Annotated in this window: 15 protein-coding genes; 5 read left to right on the plus strand and 10 right to left on the minus strand. The window is 46.6% G+C overall.

Going from position 1 to position 17232, the window contains the following annotated elements:
- The first annotated feature begins 19 nt into the window (after window positions 1–19).
- From Q0339_RS08615 to Q0339_RS08630, 4 genes are all read left to right on the plus strand, one after another.
- A complete protein-coding gene (locus Q0339_RS08615) occupies window positions 20–1528 on the plus strand; it encodes an ATP-binding cassette domain-containing protein (protein ID WP_298078425.1) in 1509 nt (502 codons plus the stop codon).
- A 13-nt stretch (window positions 1529–1541) separates the two neighbouring features.
- Window positions 1542–2576, plus strand: coding sequence for a galactose/methyl galactoside ABC transporter permease MglC (gene mglC / locus Q0339_RS08620; RefSeq protein ID WP_070756632.1), 1035 nt, complete (start codon window positions 1542–1544; stop codon window positions 2574–2576).
- A gap of 106 nt (window positions 2577–2682) precedes the next feature.
- Window positions 2683–3702, plus strand: a complete 1020-nt coding sequence (locus Q0339_RS08625) for a galactose ABC transporter substrate-binding protein (protein WP_023392475.1) — start codon at window positions 2683–2685, stop codon at window positions 3700–3702.
- Between the two features lie 77 nt (window positions 3703–3779).
- Entirely contained in the window at window positions 3780–3947 is a 168-nt protein-coding gene (locus tag Q0339_RS08630; protein ID WP_298078426.1) for a hypothetical protein, read from the plus strand.
- A gap of 60 nt (window positions 3948–4007) precedes the next feature.
- Here the strand turns inward: Q0339_RS08630 and dusB are convergent, their stop codons facing one another.
- The 10 genes from dusB to pth all read right to left on the minus strand — a co-directional run bounded on the left by dusB (window position 4008) and on the right by pth (window position 16040).
- Window positions 4008–5039, minus strand: a complete 1032-nt coding sequence (gene dusB / locus Q0339_RS08635; protein WP_298078427.1) for a tRNA dihydrouridine synthase DusB — start codon at window positions 5037–5039, stop codon at window positions 4008–4010.
- Window position 5040: 1 nt separating this feature from the next.
- Entirely contained in the window at window positions 5041–5952 is a 912-nt protein-coding gene (hslO, locus tag Q0339_RS08640; RefSeq protein ID WP_298078428.1) for an Hsp33 family molecular chaperone HslO, read from the minus strand.
- Between the two features lie 134 nt (window positions 5953–6086).
- Window positions 6087–8138, minus strand: a complete 2052-nt coding sequence (gene ftsH / locus Q0339_RS08645) for an ATP-dependent zinc metalloprotease FtsH (protein ID WP_298078429.1) — start codon at window positions 8136–8138, stop codon at window positions 6087–6089.
- Window positions 8139–8306: 168 nt separating this feature from the next.
- Window positions 8307–8852, minus strand: coding sequence for a hypoxanthine phosphoribosyltransferase (gene hpt, locus Q0339_RS08650; protein ID WP_298078431.1), 546 nt, complete (start codon window positions 8850–8852; stop codon window positions 8307–8309).
- A gap of 29 nt (window positions 8853–8881) precedes the next feature.
- Window positions 8882–10345 carry a tRNA lysidine(34) synthetase TilS gene (gene tilS / locus Q0339_RS08655; RefSeq protein ID WP_298078432.1) on the minus strand — a complete coding sequence of 488 codons (1464 nt, stop codon included), beginning with the start codon at window positions 10343–10345 and terminating at the stop codon, window positions 8882–8884.
- A 99-nt stretch (window positions 10346–10444) separates the two neighbouring features.
- Complete coding sequence (locus tag Q0339_RS08660) at window positions 10445–10945, minus strand: S1 domain-containing RNA-binding protein (RefSeq protein WP_298078433.1); 501 nt, start codon at window positions 10943–10945, stop codon at window positions 10445–10447.
- A 62-nt stretch (window positions 10946–11007) separates the two neighbouring features.
- On the minus strand, window positions 11008–11373 hold the full coding sequence (locus Q0339_RS08665; protein WP_298078434.1) for a septum formation initiator family protein: 366 nt from the start codon (window positions 11371–11373) through the stop codon (window positions 11008–11010).
- Window positions 11374–11511: 138 nt separating this feature from the next.
- Window positions 11512–11802, minus strand: coding sequence for an RNA-binding S4 domain-containing protein (locus Q0339_RS08670; protein WP_298078435.1), 291 nt, complete (start codon window positions 11800–11802; stop codon window positions 11512–11514).
- Window position 11803: 1 nt separating this feature from the next.
- The gene (gene mfd / locus Q0339_RS08675) at window positions 11804–15355 is read right to left on the minus strand and encodes a transcription-repair coupling factor (RefSeq protein WP_298078436.1); all 3552 of its coding nucleotides are present in this window, start codon (window positions 15353–15355) and stop codon (window positions 11804–11806) included.
- A 124-nt stretch (window positions 15356–15479) separates the two neighbouring features.
- Window positions 15480–16040 carry an aminoacyl-tRNA hydrolase gene (pth, locus tag Q0339_RS08680; protein WP_298078437.1) on the minus strand — a complete coding sequence of 187 codons (561 nt, stop codon included), beginning with the start codon at window positions 16038–16040 and terminating at the stop codon, window positions 15480–15482.
- A 181-nt stretch (window positions 16041–16221) separates the two neighbouring features.
- On the opposite strand from pth, the gene Q0339_RS08685 reads away from it, so the two are divergent.
- A complete protein-coding gene (locus Q0339_RS08685; protein WP_298078438.1) occupies window positions 16222–17181 on the plus strand; it encodes an L-lactate dehydrogenase in 960 nt (319 codons plus the stop codon).
- The last annotated feature ends 51 nt before the right edge of the window (window positions 17182–17232 follow it).

A 17232-nucleotide genomic window follows, 5' to 3' on the forward strand; every position in this document is an offset into this window, starting at 1 on the left:
CCTATAAGGTGGTGACATTATGACACAAATCGCAGAGTACCTATTGGATATTGAAGATATCGTCAAGGAGTTTCCAGGGGTCAAAGCCTTGGACGGTGCGCGACTTAAAGTTCGCCCTGGTACCATTCACGCCCTCATGGGTGAGAACGGTGCTGGTAAATCAACTATGATGAAATGTCTCTTCGGTATCTATATCGAGGACTCCGGTAGTATCAAACTCAATGGCCAACCCGTACGCTTTAACAACCCAAAACAAGCATTGGAACAAGGCGTCTCCATGGTCCATCAGGAACTGAATCAGGTTCTTAAACGTAGCGTCATGGAAAATATCTGGTTGGGCCGCTTCCCAAAGACCAAACTTGGTCTAATTGACGAGCATAAGATGTACCAAGATACCAAGGCCATCTTCCAGCAACTCAACTTGGATATTGATCCACGGACTATCATTGGTAAACTCTCCGTCTCCCAACGTCAGATGATTGAGATTGCCAAGGCAGTCAGCTACGATGCCAAGGTAATTATCCTAGACGAGCCAACTTCCTCTCTAACGGAGCAAGAAGTTCAGCACCTCTTCCGCATCATGAACCAACTCAAGGATCAAGGTTGTGGCTTGGTTTATATCTCTCATAAGATGGAAGAAATTTTAGCCATTTCTGATGAAGTAACCATTATGCGTGACGGTCAATGGATTGCGACAGAAGCAGCTAAAGACCTAACCATGGAACGCATCATCCAACTCATGGTGGGGCGGGATATCGGCCATCGTTTCCCTCCACGTAACAACCATCCTGGCCAGGTAACCTTAGAAGTGCGCAATTTGACCGCTAAATATCAACCAAGCATCCAAGACGTGTCCTTAACCGTTCACGAAGGCGAAGTCTTGGGGATTGCCGGTTTGGTGGGGTCTCGTCGGACTGAGTTGATTGAATGTATCTTCGGAATTGCCAGCCTAGCCAGTGGCGAAATCTATAAGAATGGCAAGCTAATTCATAATAACAACTCCCGCGACGCTATCAAAAACGGCTTTGCCTTGGTGACAGAAGAACGCCGGGCAACTGGGATTTTCCCAATCGCGGACATTCGTTTTAATACGGTTATCTCTAATATGCGCCACTATCGCGGTAAGTTAGGTCTGATTCGCAATGCTTCCATGGGTAGCGATACCCAACGCATGATTGATGCCATGGCCATCAAGACACCAAGTCAACGAACACAAATCCGCTCCTTATCAGGTGGTAACCAGCAGAAGGTAATTATTGGCCGTTGGCTACTAACCGATGCGGATATCTATCTCTTCGACGAGCCAACGCGGGGGATTGACGTCGGAGCCAAGTACGAAATCTACCAAATCATTTTAGACTTAGCTAAGAAAGGCAAGACCGTTATCGTTGTCTCCAGTGAAATGACCGAGTTGCTCGGTATCACTGACCGCATCGCAGTCATGTCTAACGGTCGTTTGGCTGGCGTCGAAAAGACCGAATCACTCACCCAAGAAGAAATTCTTCGCTTGAGTGCACTCTATCTCTAAGGAGGATGTCTCTATGGAACTAAGTAAAAAACTACGCTTCACCAATAAAACACCGCGCGAGCTATTATTAGACTTTTCTCTTTATATTGTGCTTGCTGCTTTAATCGCCATCATTATTTCGATGGACACTTCTTTCGTTTCACCAAAAAACTTCATTAACATCTTGGCTCAAGCCTCTACTCGGATCATTATGGCCTGCGGGGCTGCCGGGCTTATCATCTTAGGCGGGACAGACTTGTCTGCCGGCCGCGTCTTGGGTTTAACTTCCCTGATTGCTGCCTCCCTCCTTCAATCAACTACCTACGCTTCGCGTATGTATCCCGATTTACCTCAATTGCCACTCTGGTTGCCACTCATCATCGTTATTGTAGTCGGCGGGATCTTCGGTTTGATTAACGGTTTTGGGGTAGCCGTTCTTAAAGTCCACGCCTTCATTATTACCTTAGGGACTCAATTAGTAGCTTACGGGATTGCCTTGATTTATCAACAACAACAAGCAGGGGGCGCACAACCGATTGCTAACTTTGACGACCGCTACCGTAATTTAGTTAATGGCACCGTCAACTTTACCAAAGATATTCAAATCCCTTATGTAGTCTTCTACGCCATTGTCGTCTGCGTGATTATGTGGATTATCTGGAATAAGACCCAACTTGGTAAGAACATGTATGCTATCGGGGGCAACATCGAAGCAGCTGAAGTTTCCGGGGTTAATATCGTTAAGAATATCCTCATCATTTTCCTGATTTCAGGGATTCTCTATGGCTTAGCTGGCTATCTGGAAGCTGCTCGGGTAGGGTCTACTACCTCTAACACCGGTCTTAACTACGACCTCGATGCCATCTCTGCTTCCGTTATCGGGGGTGTCTCCTTCTCTGGTGGGATTGGGACCATTCCTGGCGTTATTATCGGGGCGATCATCCTCCAATTCATCAACTATGGTTTGGCTTATGTAGGTGTTAACCCTAACTACCAATACATCATCAAGGGCTTGATCATTATCTTGGCGGTAGCAATCGACGTACGTAAATACATCAAGCGCAAATAAGACCGTAAATTTTCTAACCTGGAGTGTAAAAAAATCAATGTAATCGTTTTACATGCCGTGTTATACTCAATTCAACAAAATAAAATCCTTAAAGGAGTCGATCTTTATGAAAAAAGTCATTACATGGTGCGCCATCTTCTGCCTATTCTGCTTAGCGCTAGTTCCTAGTCTCAGCCCTAAAGTTCAAGCCGAAGATAAGAACATCAAAATTGGGGTAGCTTTCTACAAATACGATGACGCTTATATGTCTTCCGTACGTGTAGCGCTTGAAAAAATTGCCAAAGAGCATTCTAACGTTGAACTCATCGTCAATGACTCTCAAAACGACCAAGCTAAACAAAACGACCAAATCGATGTCATGATTCAAAAAGGCGTTGATGTCCTCTTGATTAACGTGGTGGACACCGGGGCAGCAGAAGCAGTCGTTCAAAAAGCTAAAGACGCGAATATTCCGCTCGTGCTCTTCAACCGTGAACCAGCGACTGACGTTGTTAAAGCATACGACAAAGCCCGTTTCGTTGGGACAACCGCTAAAGAAGCTGGGATTATCCAAGGTAAGATGATTGCGGAACTATGGAAATCTGACAAGAAATATGACCGCAATGGTAACGGCAAATTAGATTACGTTATGTTAATCGGTGACCCAGAAAACCCAGAAGCAATCGCTCGTACAAAATACGCTGTTGATACTTTAACCGAAGCTAAGATTGAAGTGAACAAATTAGGTGACCAAGTTGCTAACTGGGACCCAGACAAAGCAAAAACTGCAACTGACGCTTGGTTAGCTAAAGACGCTGACAATATCGACGTCATCATCTCTAATAACGACTCAATGGCTTCTGGTGCTATTGCTGCCCTCCAAGGCGCTGGTTTTAACACTGATGCTAAAGCTGACAAGAAGATTCCTGTATTTGGGGTAGATGCGACTGAAGAAGCAGTAGACCTCATTGCACGTGGCATTATGACTGGTACTGTCAAACAAGATGCTGAAGGGATGGCAAAAGCTGTCTTCGCACTCTCTTACAATGCAGGTCAAGGCAAAGACTTCTTAGATGGCACTGACTACAAGTACGACGACACTCAAGTTGCTGTACGTATTCCTTACCAAGCCTTCAACGGCCAATAGGCTATTATTGAAGGGTATCTCCTTTAGGCAAGTTCCTCTGGAGCTTGCCTTGCTTTATCCACACCAGGAGGAACATGATGACCACCCAAGAATCCACCGAAAACAAGCCTGAGGTAAGCAAAACTTCACCTAGACGAAGCAATCTATACGAGGGCATTCATCTATCAGAGCGCACCCTCAACATCATCATCGGCATGATTATCGGGTTGTTGGCTCTAACCCTCTACTTCGCCTTACCGCGTTAAGGCAGACAAAAATAGGCTGAGACTTTTGTCTCAGCCTATTTTTTTATCTGCTTACAAGGACTAAGCCTCCACTACAGACTCTTGGCTAGCCTTGCGCGCTAATTCCTTAGCTTCACGTTCTTCCACCTGATCTACAAAATCACGTAGAAGCTGCTTCACAACAGTTGGATCTTCAGTCTCATTGACCGCCACCTTAACCTTAGAAGAACGCGGAATACCTTTAAGATAGTAATGGGCTTGGGTCCGAAATTCTCGCGTTGCAGTCCGATCACCCTTGAGGTCTACCAAGCGTTCTAGATGGTCGATGGCCGTGTCAATTTTCTGTCTCGCCGTCATTGCCGGCAAGAGTTCACCGGTCTCAACATAGTGGACCATCTGCTGAATAACCCATGGATTGCCCAGAGCTGCACGCCCCACCATGACACCATCTACGCCCGTCGTATCAAGCAAGTATTTGAGTTCTTCAGGCGTTCTAACATCCCCATTGCCAACAAAAGGAATGGTTTTGAGTTCTTTCTTAACTTGCGCCAAAATATCCCAGTTGGCCTTGCCTTCATACATCTGTACCCGGGTCCGGCCGTGCATGGCCACCATTGAAGCACCTGCGCGTTCAGCTGCTAAGGCATTTTCAATGGCGTAAAGATGTTCATCATCCCAACCAGTCCGCATTTTTACTGTGACTGGCTTCTGAACGGCATCCACTACTGCTGCCACCATTTCATAAACCTTGTTCGGATCTAAGAGCCAACGTGCCCCTGCTTCTGCCTTAATGACCTTGTTAACAGGACAACCCATATTAATATCAATAATGGCACATTCAGTGTTTTCAGCAACATATTTAGCCGCCTCTACCAAAGTTTCTTTGTTGCCTCCCATAATTTGAATGCTGAGAGGATACTCATTTGGCTCAATGTGTAGCATGCTTAGGGTCTTGTCGTTACGGAACTGAATCCCCTTGTCACTAATCATCTCGCAAACAACTAGGCCTGCACCAAATTGTTTTACAATGGTCCGAAAGGCCGCATTTGATACTCCCGCCATGGGTGCTACCACGACCGGGTTTGGAATCTCAATTTCTCTAATTTTGAACAAGTTATACCTCCTCTGAGTCTGCTTCTTGCCCTGCAGCTTCACCTGCTGCGATGATGGCTTCTAAATCTTGAGCACTATAATCATAGTGGTTCTCACAATAATGGCAGACTACTTCAGCGCCCCCATCTTCATCAATCATAGCTTGGATTTCCTTACGACCTAAGGACTGAATACCGTGTCCATAGGCTTCCTTAGAGCAACCGCAATAGAAAGAAACATCCTTTTTAGACAGAACTTCAGAATTACCATGCCCAACCAAGAGATCCAGTAGAGCCTCTAAGCTTGGTTGTGACTCCAAGAGATCGGAGAAACGGCCTAAATCCGCAATGCGTTTTTCAATGAAGTCAATGGTTTCATCAGTGGCCCCAGGCATCACTTGAATCATAAAACCACCAGACTTAGCCACAGACTCATCCGGATTAACCAAGACAGAAAGGCCAATACAAGAAGCCGTTTGTTCAGACACAGCCATATAATAGGTGAAATCTTCTGCCAATTCCCCACTCACCAAGGGCACTTGGCCAGAGAAGAGTTCCTTATTGCCTAAGAGTTTGCGTACAGCCATATTGCCCGGCATGCCCACTGCCCCAGCAACGTCTAACTTGCCAATTGTATTGAGTTCTAAGGCCACCTGCGGATTAGATACAAAGCCACGTACATGACCGTAGGCATCTCCTTCCGCAATAATCCGGCCTACTGGTCCCGTTCCGAGAATTTCTACTCGCAAACGTTCGTCGCCCTTAGAATTAGCTGCTAATAAGAGGGTCCCCACCAGGGTCCGCCCCAAAACAGCCGTTGCGGTATGCCAGGTTTTGTGGCGATTGACTGCTTCCTGGACAACGCCAGTAGCATCCAAAACCAAAACTCGTAATTGGCCATCGAATGCCAAGGCTGTTAATAATTGATCTGACATGATTGCTTCCTCCATCTCCCAATGGGAGTCATTATATTCCGTTTCTAAGTATAGCAGACCCCACCAGTTTAGCAAGTCTTTGGCCTAGCGCTAGTAGGCAAAAAAATCAGACCTCAAGGGCCTGATTTTTCTTCTTAGGCTTGATGATGGTCAGACGACACTTGGTCATCGGCAATGACACGGTCACCAGCTTCTAGTGCTTCTTCTACACGTGAAGGAGCCACTTCTTGGTCTTGGCTTTCTGCCGGAGCAGGAGCGTCTGTTTCTTCAGGCTTCGCTACTTGCTCAGGCATCTTCCCAGTCTTGAAGAGAGACTCGATTTGCGCTGCTTCTAAGGTCTCAACTTCAAGCAGTTTCTCTGCAATCAGGTTGAGTTGCTCACGGTGCTCATTGATAATACGGTGTGCCTCTTCGTGAGCTTGGTTCAATAATTGACGCACTTCGTTGTCAATCTCATAGGCTACCTGATCCGAGTAAGCAGGTTTCTGGCCATAGTCACGACCAACGAAGACGGTATGGTTGCCTTCGTATTGAACTGGCCCTAAGCGGTCTGACATCCCATATTCAGTGACCATGCTACGGGCAATCTTAGTCGCTTGCTGGAAGTCATTGCTGGCCCCAGTAGATTGCGTGTTGAAGACAATCTCTTCGGCAGCACGACCACCCAGGAGCCCTACCATTTGATCATAGAGTTCCTTACGGGTCACAATATAAGCATCTTCACGAGGTAACATGACCGCATAACCACCTGCACGTCCGCGTGGCACGATGGTCACCTTATGAACGACACGTGCATCACTTAGGACCATACCAATGATGGTATGCCCCGCCTCGTGGTAAGCCACGGTACGGCGTTGTTGTTCAGAAATCACCCGGTCTTTCTTAGCTGGCCCCGCAATCACCCGGTCATGGGCTTCTGCGATGTCCGCTTGAGTGATGGCCTTATGGTTAAAACGTGCTGCTACTAAAGCCGCTTCGTTCAGTAAGTTTTCTAACTCAGCCCCTGAGAAGCCAGGCGTTTGTTGTGCCACGACCTTAAGGTCAACTTCTGTTTCTAATTTCTTGTTACGGGCATGAACTTGAAGAATCTGTTCCCGTCCCTTAACATCTGGGTTACCCACTAGAATCTGACGGTCAAAACGACCTGGACGTAAGAGGGCTGGGTCTAAGACATCCGAACGGTTAGTCGCCGCAATGACGATGACCCCTTCATTCCCTTCGAAACCATCCATCTCAACCAGTAATTGGTTAAGGGTTTGTTCACGTTCATCATGTCCGCCCCCGAGACCTGCGCCCCGTTGACGACCTACGGCATCAATTTCGTCGATGAAGATAATAGCTGGGGCATTCTTCTTAGCATTCTCGAAGAGATCCCGTACCCGGCTAGCCCCGACCCCGACGAACATCTCGACGAATTCAGAACCTGACATGGTGAAGAATGGAACACCCGCTTCGCCGGCCACTGCCTTGGCTAAGAGGGTTTTACCCGTCCCTGGAGGTCCCTCCAGTAAGACACCAGCTGGGATACGCGCCCCCAACTTGGTGAAACGTTTAGGATCCTTAAGGAATTCTACTACTTCTACCAGTTCTTGCTTTTCTTCTTCAGCACCCGCTACATCACTGAAGCGGACTTTGACTTTTTGCTTGGAAATATCCTTGGAGCGTGACTTACCAAAGTTCATGGCCCCTCGCATACCGCCACCGCCAGCACCACTCTGGAACATGTTGTAGAGGAAGAAGCCCATCATACCCATTAAGAGTAGCATTGGTAGGAGATTGGCCCACAGTGCCATATTGGATTCGGCCAAGGTCTTCATCTTAACCCCTTGTTGGGTCGCTGTTTCTGTCAATAACTTGAGCGTGCTATCGTTGCCTAGCACTCGGCTGGTGAATTGACTGGCAGTCTCACTTCCGCCTTGGAAGAGGGCCACAAAGTTGGTTTGTTCTGAGCGTGTTGTCCCAGTCTTATATTTACCTTTGACATTATAAACACCGGAACCAATCTGGACATCCATCTCGGCAATCTTGCCGTCAGCAATCTCTGTCATCAACTCACTCTGGGTGAGTTCCTTGACTTGGCCACCCCCTAGAGCCCCTGATAGGGCATGGAAGAGCATAAAGAGCATGGCTAATGCCATCATAGATGTCAGAATGTTCCGCGTCGAATTACGATTTGGGTTTTGCATAGATGCTGTTCGACTCCTTTGTCTTGATCATTCTGTTCATTCTTGTATTTTATCATATTTTGCTATTAGGTCCTAATGGAAGGCCCCTGTAAGGCTGGGCTTTACCAATATTTAAGGTTTATTTTCGCCAAAAGACCCTAGATCACAGTCTAGGGTCTGGCACATGGCCTATTTGCTTTCGTAAACAGCAGGTGATAAGACACCGATATAAGGCAGATTCCGGTACTCTTGTTTATAGTCTAAACCATATCCCACCACAAACTCATTGGGGATATCTAAGCCCACATAGTCTGCCTCCATATTGTTTACACGGCGCTCTTTCTTATCCAAGAGGGTGCATACTTTAACGGAATTAGCCTTACGGTAGTGGAGTAAGTCCACAATATACTTAAGGGTTTGGCCGGTATCGATAATATCTTCCACAATCAGGATATCCTTACCTTCAACGCGAGTGTCTAAGTCTTTGACAATCTTGACTTCACCCGATGATTGGAAGGCTTCGCCATAACTCGATACATCCATGAAATCAATCGTTAAGTAGCAGTCCATAGCACGAATAATGTCGGCCATAAAGATTGCTGCCCCTCGTAAAATCCCAACAACCACTACTTCTTTATCTTTGTAGTCTTCCGTTAAGGTTTTGCCTAGACGGGCCACTGCTTCTGCAATTTCTTCTTGGGTTACTAGTACTTTTAAAATGTCTTTCTCTAACATTGAGCTTTCTCTCCTTTTTATCTAGTGTCTTACTGCCGTGTCTTCCGATAAAGGAATATATGAGTTATTTTATCAGTTTGTGGCCCGCGAGACAATGGGGAATTACCAACTGGTCCCAACCAAACAATCTCGCCTGTATCATCTACTAGCACTTTGATTTGATCCCGCTCATCGTTAGGCAACTTCAAATCCATCAAAATCCGCCCCACCTTCTTGTGGTAGACTTGCCCTAATTCATCGGTCAGAGCTACTTGATCGCCGTCTTGACGCTGCCTTAGCTGGAAATTCAGGGGCGCCGTCTCTTGGGCTTGGCTCAGGTGCAGACCTGTCCAACCAGCAGCCGCTTCACGCATTTCCGGAGATACCTGATGAGCTGCAAAAATCCCCGCTTCTGCGCCGCCATCTAGAGCATACCAGTGATTAAGTCGACTTAAAACTAAACGTTGGCCAAAATAGGCTTTAGGCCCCGCCTCTTCTGGTAGTATTTGGACATAATCATAGCGTTTGACCGCCACCCAACCATGTCCTAACTGCAAACGTTGATTGGGGTCACGACGATTACGCATCATCTGCTGCAATTGACCTACTAAATCGCGATTATAAGCGGGTACATCTTCGATTAGGCGTTCCTCAAAGAAAATTCGCAGGTACATATTGAATTTTGCCTCAGGCAAAGCCAGAAAGGCTGGAATATAGAGCAACCAGTAATGATTAGTTGAATACATGAGCAGCTGAGGCTCAAGATTCAGATAATCCGCATACTGAACGGTGTAGGAATCTTGAATTTGCTGCTGAATGGTCAGGAGATTCTGTAATAATTGAGGATTCTCCTGCATCAGTTGCGGAATATAGGTATGGCGGAATCGATTCCGCACGAAGTGATCCATGTAGTTAGAAGCATCTTCAAAATAAGTCACATTAAACTTCTCAGCATAAGCCTCTAGTTCCGCCTTGGTCACCCCAATAAAGGGCCTCATTATGGTTGGCATGACAGTATGACCACTTGGGTCACTCATCAGACGCTGATAACATCCCCGAATCCCTTGTAAGCCCCGAATGGAAGTGCCGCGCGTCATCCGCATCAAGAAGGTCTCGGCCACATCATTAAGATGGTGTGCGGTCATCAAAATATCCGCTTCAGTTGTTCGAATGACCTCTGCGAAAAACTGATAACGGGCCTCGCGCGCCTGAGCTTCCACATTAGTGGTAGCCGGTTGGCCCCACTCTGTCGCAAAATAAACACAGCCATACTCTGCCACAATTTCCTTGATAGCGACGGCCTCATTGTCTGACTCTGGTCGTAGCTTGTGATTAAAGTGGGCAACTACCAACTGCAGATGAGCATACTGCCGCAACTGATTCAATTCATGCATTAATCTAAGCATGACCATGGAATCAACCCCGCCGGATACAGCTAAGACTACCGTCTTAGCCTCTAGCCAAGCTGGCCATGACTCTAGCTGAGCCTTAACTTCCCGCATTAATTTTTCCATCTAGATTCTCCTTTAGATACAAAAAGCAGCCTAAAAGGCTGCTCTTATATCCTGTATTAGCGCACTACAAGAAAGCCATCGCGCGTTAGCAAGACATCCCTAGCTACGTCGGCCACCACGACCGCCGCGTTTGCCTTCGGTGTTACGTCTTAATGAGGACAGACGATCTTCACTGTCCTTTAGGAAGTTACTCATTAATTGGTCAAAATCATCCAACTTACGGCTGTTATTATTTCCCGCATTGTTGAAGTTAGGGCGATTTCCACCCTCATCTTGACGACTCTTGAAGCGTGGGGCACGTTGATTATGTGGTGCAGCGCCTTCTTGACGTTCACGTTTAGGTCGTGCAGGTGCCTCTGCAGGTCGGTCACTGGCTTGACGAATAGACAGGCTAATTTTACCGTCGTCAGCGATGGACAAGACCTTCACCGCAACTTCTTGGTCGACTGTTAAGACGGAGCTAATCTCCTTAACATAGCCGTCTGAAACCTCACTAATGTGAACTAAACCTGTTTTATTATCTGGCAAGCTAATAAAAGCCCCAAAGTGTGTAATCCCTGTGACTTTCCCTGTGATTTTTTGCCCTACTTCGATTGACATATGATGTCTTATCCTCCCTTAAGTTCTTTCATCCTTATATTCTATTCAGTAACTCTCATCCCTTAAGGATGCTTGGTGTCTTCCTGATGCGAAGTTCCTAACTCGAAAATAATCTCACCTGGCTTGGTGTAGTAATAATCACGTCGCGCCACATCCTCTAGATAGGCTGGATCCTTCATTTGTTGAGTTGCTTGGAAAACTTCACGGTTCTCTTTAACGGCTTGCTCTTGGTCCGCCTTGACCTCTTGATAGGCTTGCTCGGCTGCCACTTGGTCTTGATAGGCCCGCCATAATGGAATCCCTGCGAAAGCAAGGGCTCCAATCAGAATGACATGAAATATCAGGCGTCGTCCGTGAGAGTGCGGTTGCTTTGTCTGACGGGGTGAGGAAGTCTGAACAGATTCCTGTGGATCTAATTTATAATTCATTCTTTTCACCTCCATGATAAACCTAGTTTGAGTATATCAATATTCGCGCCTAATTTCCATTCAAACTTGTCGTTTTTCCAAGTTTTTTTGCGAGCTTGGCTTGAGGCAGCATAGCTGAGACCCTAGCCAAGCCCTATTTTAAGCTAGAAACTCGTCTACTTGACGAACTTCATTATTAAGGCGCTCTTCACCCAAGATTTCGTAGAGATTACTTGCTTCTTCTTTCTTGGAATTTTCTTTGAGGTCGGTCACTCGTACAGTTAATAGTCGGTTACCAAAGCGAATCACCAACTCATCGCCTACCTTCACAGCAGAGCTAGATTTAGCTACTTGGCCATTGAGCGTAATACGACCCTGGTCCGCCACTTCTTTGGCAATGGTCCGACGCTTAATCAAACGGGAAACCTTTAAATACTTATCTAATCTCATCTTACTTCTCCTTATTCTTACTAGTGTCGTCTGACAAGAGGCTGGCTACCTGACGAGCTAATTGCTTAAGGGCTCCTAACCAAACATAGGATGGCTGTTCTAGGATATCCAAGCTAATCACCTGCCGCGAGCCCTCTTGAGACACGGTGGATTTCTGGGAAATGCCAGCCAAGGCTTCAAAGAGCTTGGCGCCCCGTAATTGTTCTGAGGCCATCTGGTTGAAGCTGACCTTGACATGACGTGGAGTCTGCTGAATTTTAACAATGCCGGCTTCGAGGCCATAATATTTAATCAAAGCAATCTCCAGTAAATCCGCCACTTCATCCGGAAATTCACCATAGCGGTCAATCAACTGATCTTGCAGATTACGATAGGCCTCTTCTGAATCGATTTGTTGAATTTGCTTATAGATTGAAATCTTTTGCCGTTCATCGGCAATATAGCTGGCTGGAATATAGGCGTCGATTAAGAGATGCCATTCAATCTGGTTGCTAGCTTGACTTGGTATCTGTCCAACCTTCTTGCCCCGCTTAATGTCAACAGCTTCTTTGAGCATTTGGGAATAGAGGTCAAAACCAACAGAATCAATAAAGCCTGATTGTTGCTTACCCAGCAGATTACCTGCTCCTCGAATCGATAGGTCGCGCATGGCAATCTTAAAACCTGATCCCAACTCTGTAAATTCGCGGACAGCCTGCAATCTTTTCTCACTGACCTCACTGAGTGACTTAAATGGCTCATACATCAAATAAGCATAGGCCACCCGATTGGTTCGCCCTACCCGACCACGTAATTGGTAGAGCGTGGATAGCCCCATATGGTCGGCATCTTCGACAAAAAGGGTATTAACATTAGGAATATCGACCCCCGTCTCAATAATGGTGGTAGTCACCAAGACATCATAAGCCCCTTGGATAAAGTCCACCAGCACCGTCTCTAGTTCCACCTCCGACATCTGACCGTGAGCATAAGCTACCCTAGCCTCTGGTACCAAAGCCTGGATTTCCATGGCTCGACGCTCAATAGTCGCCACCCGATTATAGAGATAGAAGACCTGACCTTCTCGCGCTAGTTCGCGCTCAATACCTGACTTAATCGCTCCATCATTGCGCTCCATGACATAGGTCTGCACAGGGAAACGGTTATTGGGTGGCGTCTCAATCAAGGACAAGTCCCGAACACCAATCATCGACATGTGTAAGGTACGAGGAATTGGAGTCGCCGTCAAAGTCAAAACATCAACCTGTGACTTGAGTTGCTTGAGTCGCTCCTTGTGCTTGACCCCAAAACGTTGCTCCTCATCGACAATCAATAGGCCTAGGTCTTGGAACTGGACATCTTTTGAGACCAAGCGATGAGTTCCTACCACAATATTCACGGCCCCCGTTAGCAAGTCATCAATGGTCTGGTCTTGTTGTTTCTTAGATACAAAGCGACTCATCAGCCGAATTTCAAAAGGATAGTCAGCAAAACGCTGAACCAAAGAATTATAATGTTGCTGAGCTAAAATCGTAGTAGGGACCAAAAAGGCCACTTGCTTGCCGTCCATGACCGCCTTGAAAATGGCCCGCATGGCTACTTCCGTCTTACCGTAACCTACGTCACCGACTAGCAGGCGGTCCATTGGCTTGCTTTTTTCCATATCTGCCTTGATTTCCATAGCGGATCGGAGTTGGTCCTCTGTCTCCACATAAGCAAAAGCCGACTCGAACTCAGACTGCTCTGGTGTGTCAGGCCCAAAGGCATACCCAACTTCTCGTTCTCGCTTAGCGTAGAGGGCGATTAATTCATCCGCAATGTCTTCAATTTTAGCCGCTACCTTGCGCTTAGTCTTAGCCCATTCAGTGCCCCCTAGCTTGTTAAGCTTAGGTGTCTTGGCCTCTGATGCGACGTACTTTTGTAGCAGATGAATTTGGTCGACTGGAATCAGAATGCGTGAGTCATCTTGATAAACAACTGACAAGAGATCCTTGTGGATGCCATTCATTTCGATGGTGTCCATACCACGGAATTGACCGATCCCATGATGAACATGGACTACATAGTCACCAACTTCTAATTCCGAGTAACTCTTAATCCGTTCAGCATTGGTTAGCTTAGTGCGAGATTGACGAGCCTGACGCTTTTTCAATTTATTGAAGAGTTCTTTTTCAGTTACTACTACCCACTTCAAGACCGGCAGTTCAAAACCATTTGACAGGGCGCCCACTCCGATATTAATAACTTTAGCTTGGGGTTTGCCTTCTGTCACCACGCTAGGGCCAATTTGAAATTCCTCAAAAAGTGCTTCAACCTTCCGCGCTTGCTCCAAACTCCCTACAGCTACTTGAATGGTATAGCCTTGTTTCAACCAGTGATCCATCTCCGTTTTGACGAGAGGCATCTGGTTAAAGAAAGGGTTGAGGGTACGATACTGGAAGGAATGCACAGCTCCTAAAGACTGATGCCCCAAACCTCGATGCATAACCGATAGATAGAGTAAGGCACCTGAGTAAGCTCGCACACAAGCCTGAAAATCTGCTTTAACAGCCAATCCAGGTATCAGCAGACCTTTCTGAGTCTCCTGCTCAATCCAAAACTGATCTTCTTCAACCAGATGAAGAGCCTGTTGCTGTAGCTTATCAAATTCTGACAGAACTAAAAGTCCTTGCTCTCCTAAATAGTCAAGAAGCGTCACCACTTGGTCATCCTGAACTAGACTCAGATAGGCATGAGGATATTTGAGGGGCTCGCCATGGCGCAACTGATCCAACTGATTGCTGAGACCCGCTTCAATGGTCTCTCTTAGTTCTTGATCCTTCACTTTCTTCAGGGCGCGCGCCTTCATATCCTCTAAACGCGGCAAGAGGGCTTGTTGTGCTTCTAGGCCAAATAAGACATCTTGAGCTGGCATAATTTGAACAGAGTCTAGATTTTCAATCGAGGCCTGAGTCTCAGCATTAAAGGCCCGGATAGAATCTAGTTCAGTATCAAAGAAGTCCAAACGAATTGGATGGTCGGCGGATACTGGGAAGAAGTCAATAATACTCCCACGTACGCTGAACTCACCCGGTTGTTCTACCAAGCTAGCCCGATGATAGCCCCAAGCAGTTAAGACACTTTCTAATTGGCGACGTTCCCAGTTATCCCCTAGTTCTAAGGTATGTTGGGCTTGGCGCCATTGATCAGGATGAGTCAATTGTTTTCGTAAACCGGCCACATTAGTCACTACAATACAGGGCTCGCCGTGAGCCAGTCGGTTAAGGATCTGAATCCGATCCCGCATCTGATCTTCTGAAGCAAAGGCAAATTCAATGGCTAGGGCCTCCTCCACTACAAAGGCCTGCACGGACACCTGTGGCAGAAGCTGTGTTAAATCATCTACTAACTGTCCCAACTTGCTAGCAATGGGCTCCACAATCAAGAGTGGCCGAGGGCGAGCTTGGAAAAGCTGAGCCAGCATGACAGCACGGGCACTATCATCAATTCCAGTCACTAACTGGGGTAAGCTACCCGGCTCTGTTTGATTAATGGCCTTTATTGCCGAATGAAAAGCATCTTGCGCAAATTCCATGTTTTTCCTACTTTCTCTCTGGTAAAACTGGCTCAGGGTTTTGAGTCAGCTAACGCCACAAGAGGCTGCAACGTCTACCCACCCCTGGGAGAGTCGCAACCTATCTTAAGGCTTATGGTATCTTTTAGTTATATTGGTTCATTAATTGGACGAAAGTCTCGCCCTTAGCCCAGGCCGTCAACAGGTCGGTTGTCTGGTCAATTTTCTGTTCTATTAGAGCGCGGTCATCTGTATCGAAACGTTCTAGAACATGGTCCACAACCTTGCGTCCGTATTGAGGTCGGCCAATGCCAATCTTGACCCGCTTAAAGTCTTGGGTCCCTAGCATTTCAATAATACTCTTCACCCCATTGTGGCCACCCGCACTACCTGACTGGCGTAGGCGCAACTTGCCCGGCTCTAAATCCAAGTCATCATAGACCACCACGAGCTCATCGGGGCTAATGTTATAATAAGACATAAGGGGCAAGACCGCTTCGCCCGATAGGTTCATAAAGGTATAGGGTTTGACCAAAAGCACCTTTTCGCCATCCACTCGCCAAATGGTATAGTCGGCACGAAATTTCTGATCAGTCAATTGCAAGCCTTCTTGACGCGCCAAGGCATCAATGACATCAAAACCCACATTGTGGCGCGTCCCCTGGTACTTGTCCCCAGGATTCCCTAAACCAACGATTAACTTCATCCTGCTCCCTCCTCTGCATTTTCTATTATAACACATGTTTGGAACATGTCACTAACAGAAAGATTCACGAAGCAATCTGTATTATTCACCTCAATAAACTGTACTAATCAAAAAATTTACTCTTCACATTTTTGAAAAGAGTGGTATAATATAGCCAAGTGATAGAAAGGAGATATTCACTATGAAACAACCAAAGAACAAGATTATTTTAGTCGGCGATGGCGCAGTCGGATCTAGCTTTGCTTTCTCTCTCGTTAACCAAAACATCGGCCGTGAACTCGGCATCATTGATATCAACAAGGACAAGACAGTCGGGGACGCTTTAGACCTCTCTCACGCCTTAGCCTTCACTTCACCTAAGAAGATTTACTCTGCTGAATACAGCGACTGCGGTGACGCAGATATCGTCGTATTAACAGCTGGCGCAGCACAAAAACCAGGTGAAACTCGCTTGGATCTCGTTCACAAAAACTTAAGCATCTACAAATCAGTTATCAAACAAATCGTAGACTCTGGTTTTAACGGTATTTTCTTGGTTGCTGCCAACCCAGTGGATATCTTAACTTATGCAACTTGGAAGTTCTCTGGCTTCCCTAAAGAACGCGTTATCGGTTCTGGGACTACCTTAGATACCGCTCGTTTCCGTCAAGAAATCGCACAACTTATTGGTGTCGATGCGCGTAACGTCCACGGTTATATCTTAGGGGAACACGGGGATACCGAATTCCCTGTTTGGTCTCACGCTAACGTTGGTGGCTTGACTATCTATGAATGGGTTAAAAACCACCCAGACACTGACGAACAAGCCTTAGTTGAAATGTTCTTCAAAGTTCGTGACGCAGCTTACGAAATCATCTCTAAAAAAGGCGCAACCTATTACGGGATTGCGGTGACCTTAGCTCGTATCTGCCGTGCTATCTTAGACGATGAAAAAGCAATCTTCCCGCTCTCTGTTTACTTAGACGGTGAGTACGGCCAATCAGACCTCTATATCGGGGCTCCAGCTATCTTGGGTCGCGAAGGGGTTGTTTCTGTCATTGAAATTCCACTTAACGACTCTGAGTTGGACAAGATGAGAGCCTCTGCAAACACCCTCAAAGCAGTTACTGCCGATGGTTTTGCTCGCTTAGAAGAAAACTAATCTCCCTATCAAATCCATTATCTGCACCTGGCTTCTCGCCAGGTGCTTTTT

This window comes from uncultured Abiotrophia sp. (assembly GCF_938010525.1).
Classification (GTDB): domain Bacteria; phylum Bacillota; class Bacilli; order Lactobacillales; family Aerococcaceae; genus Abiotrophia.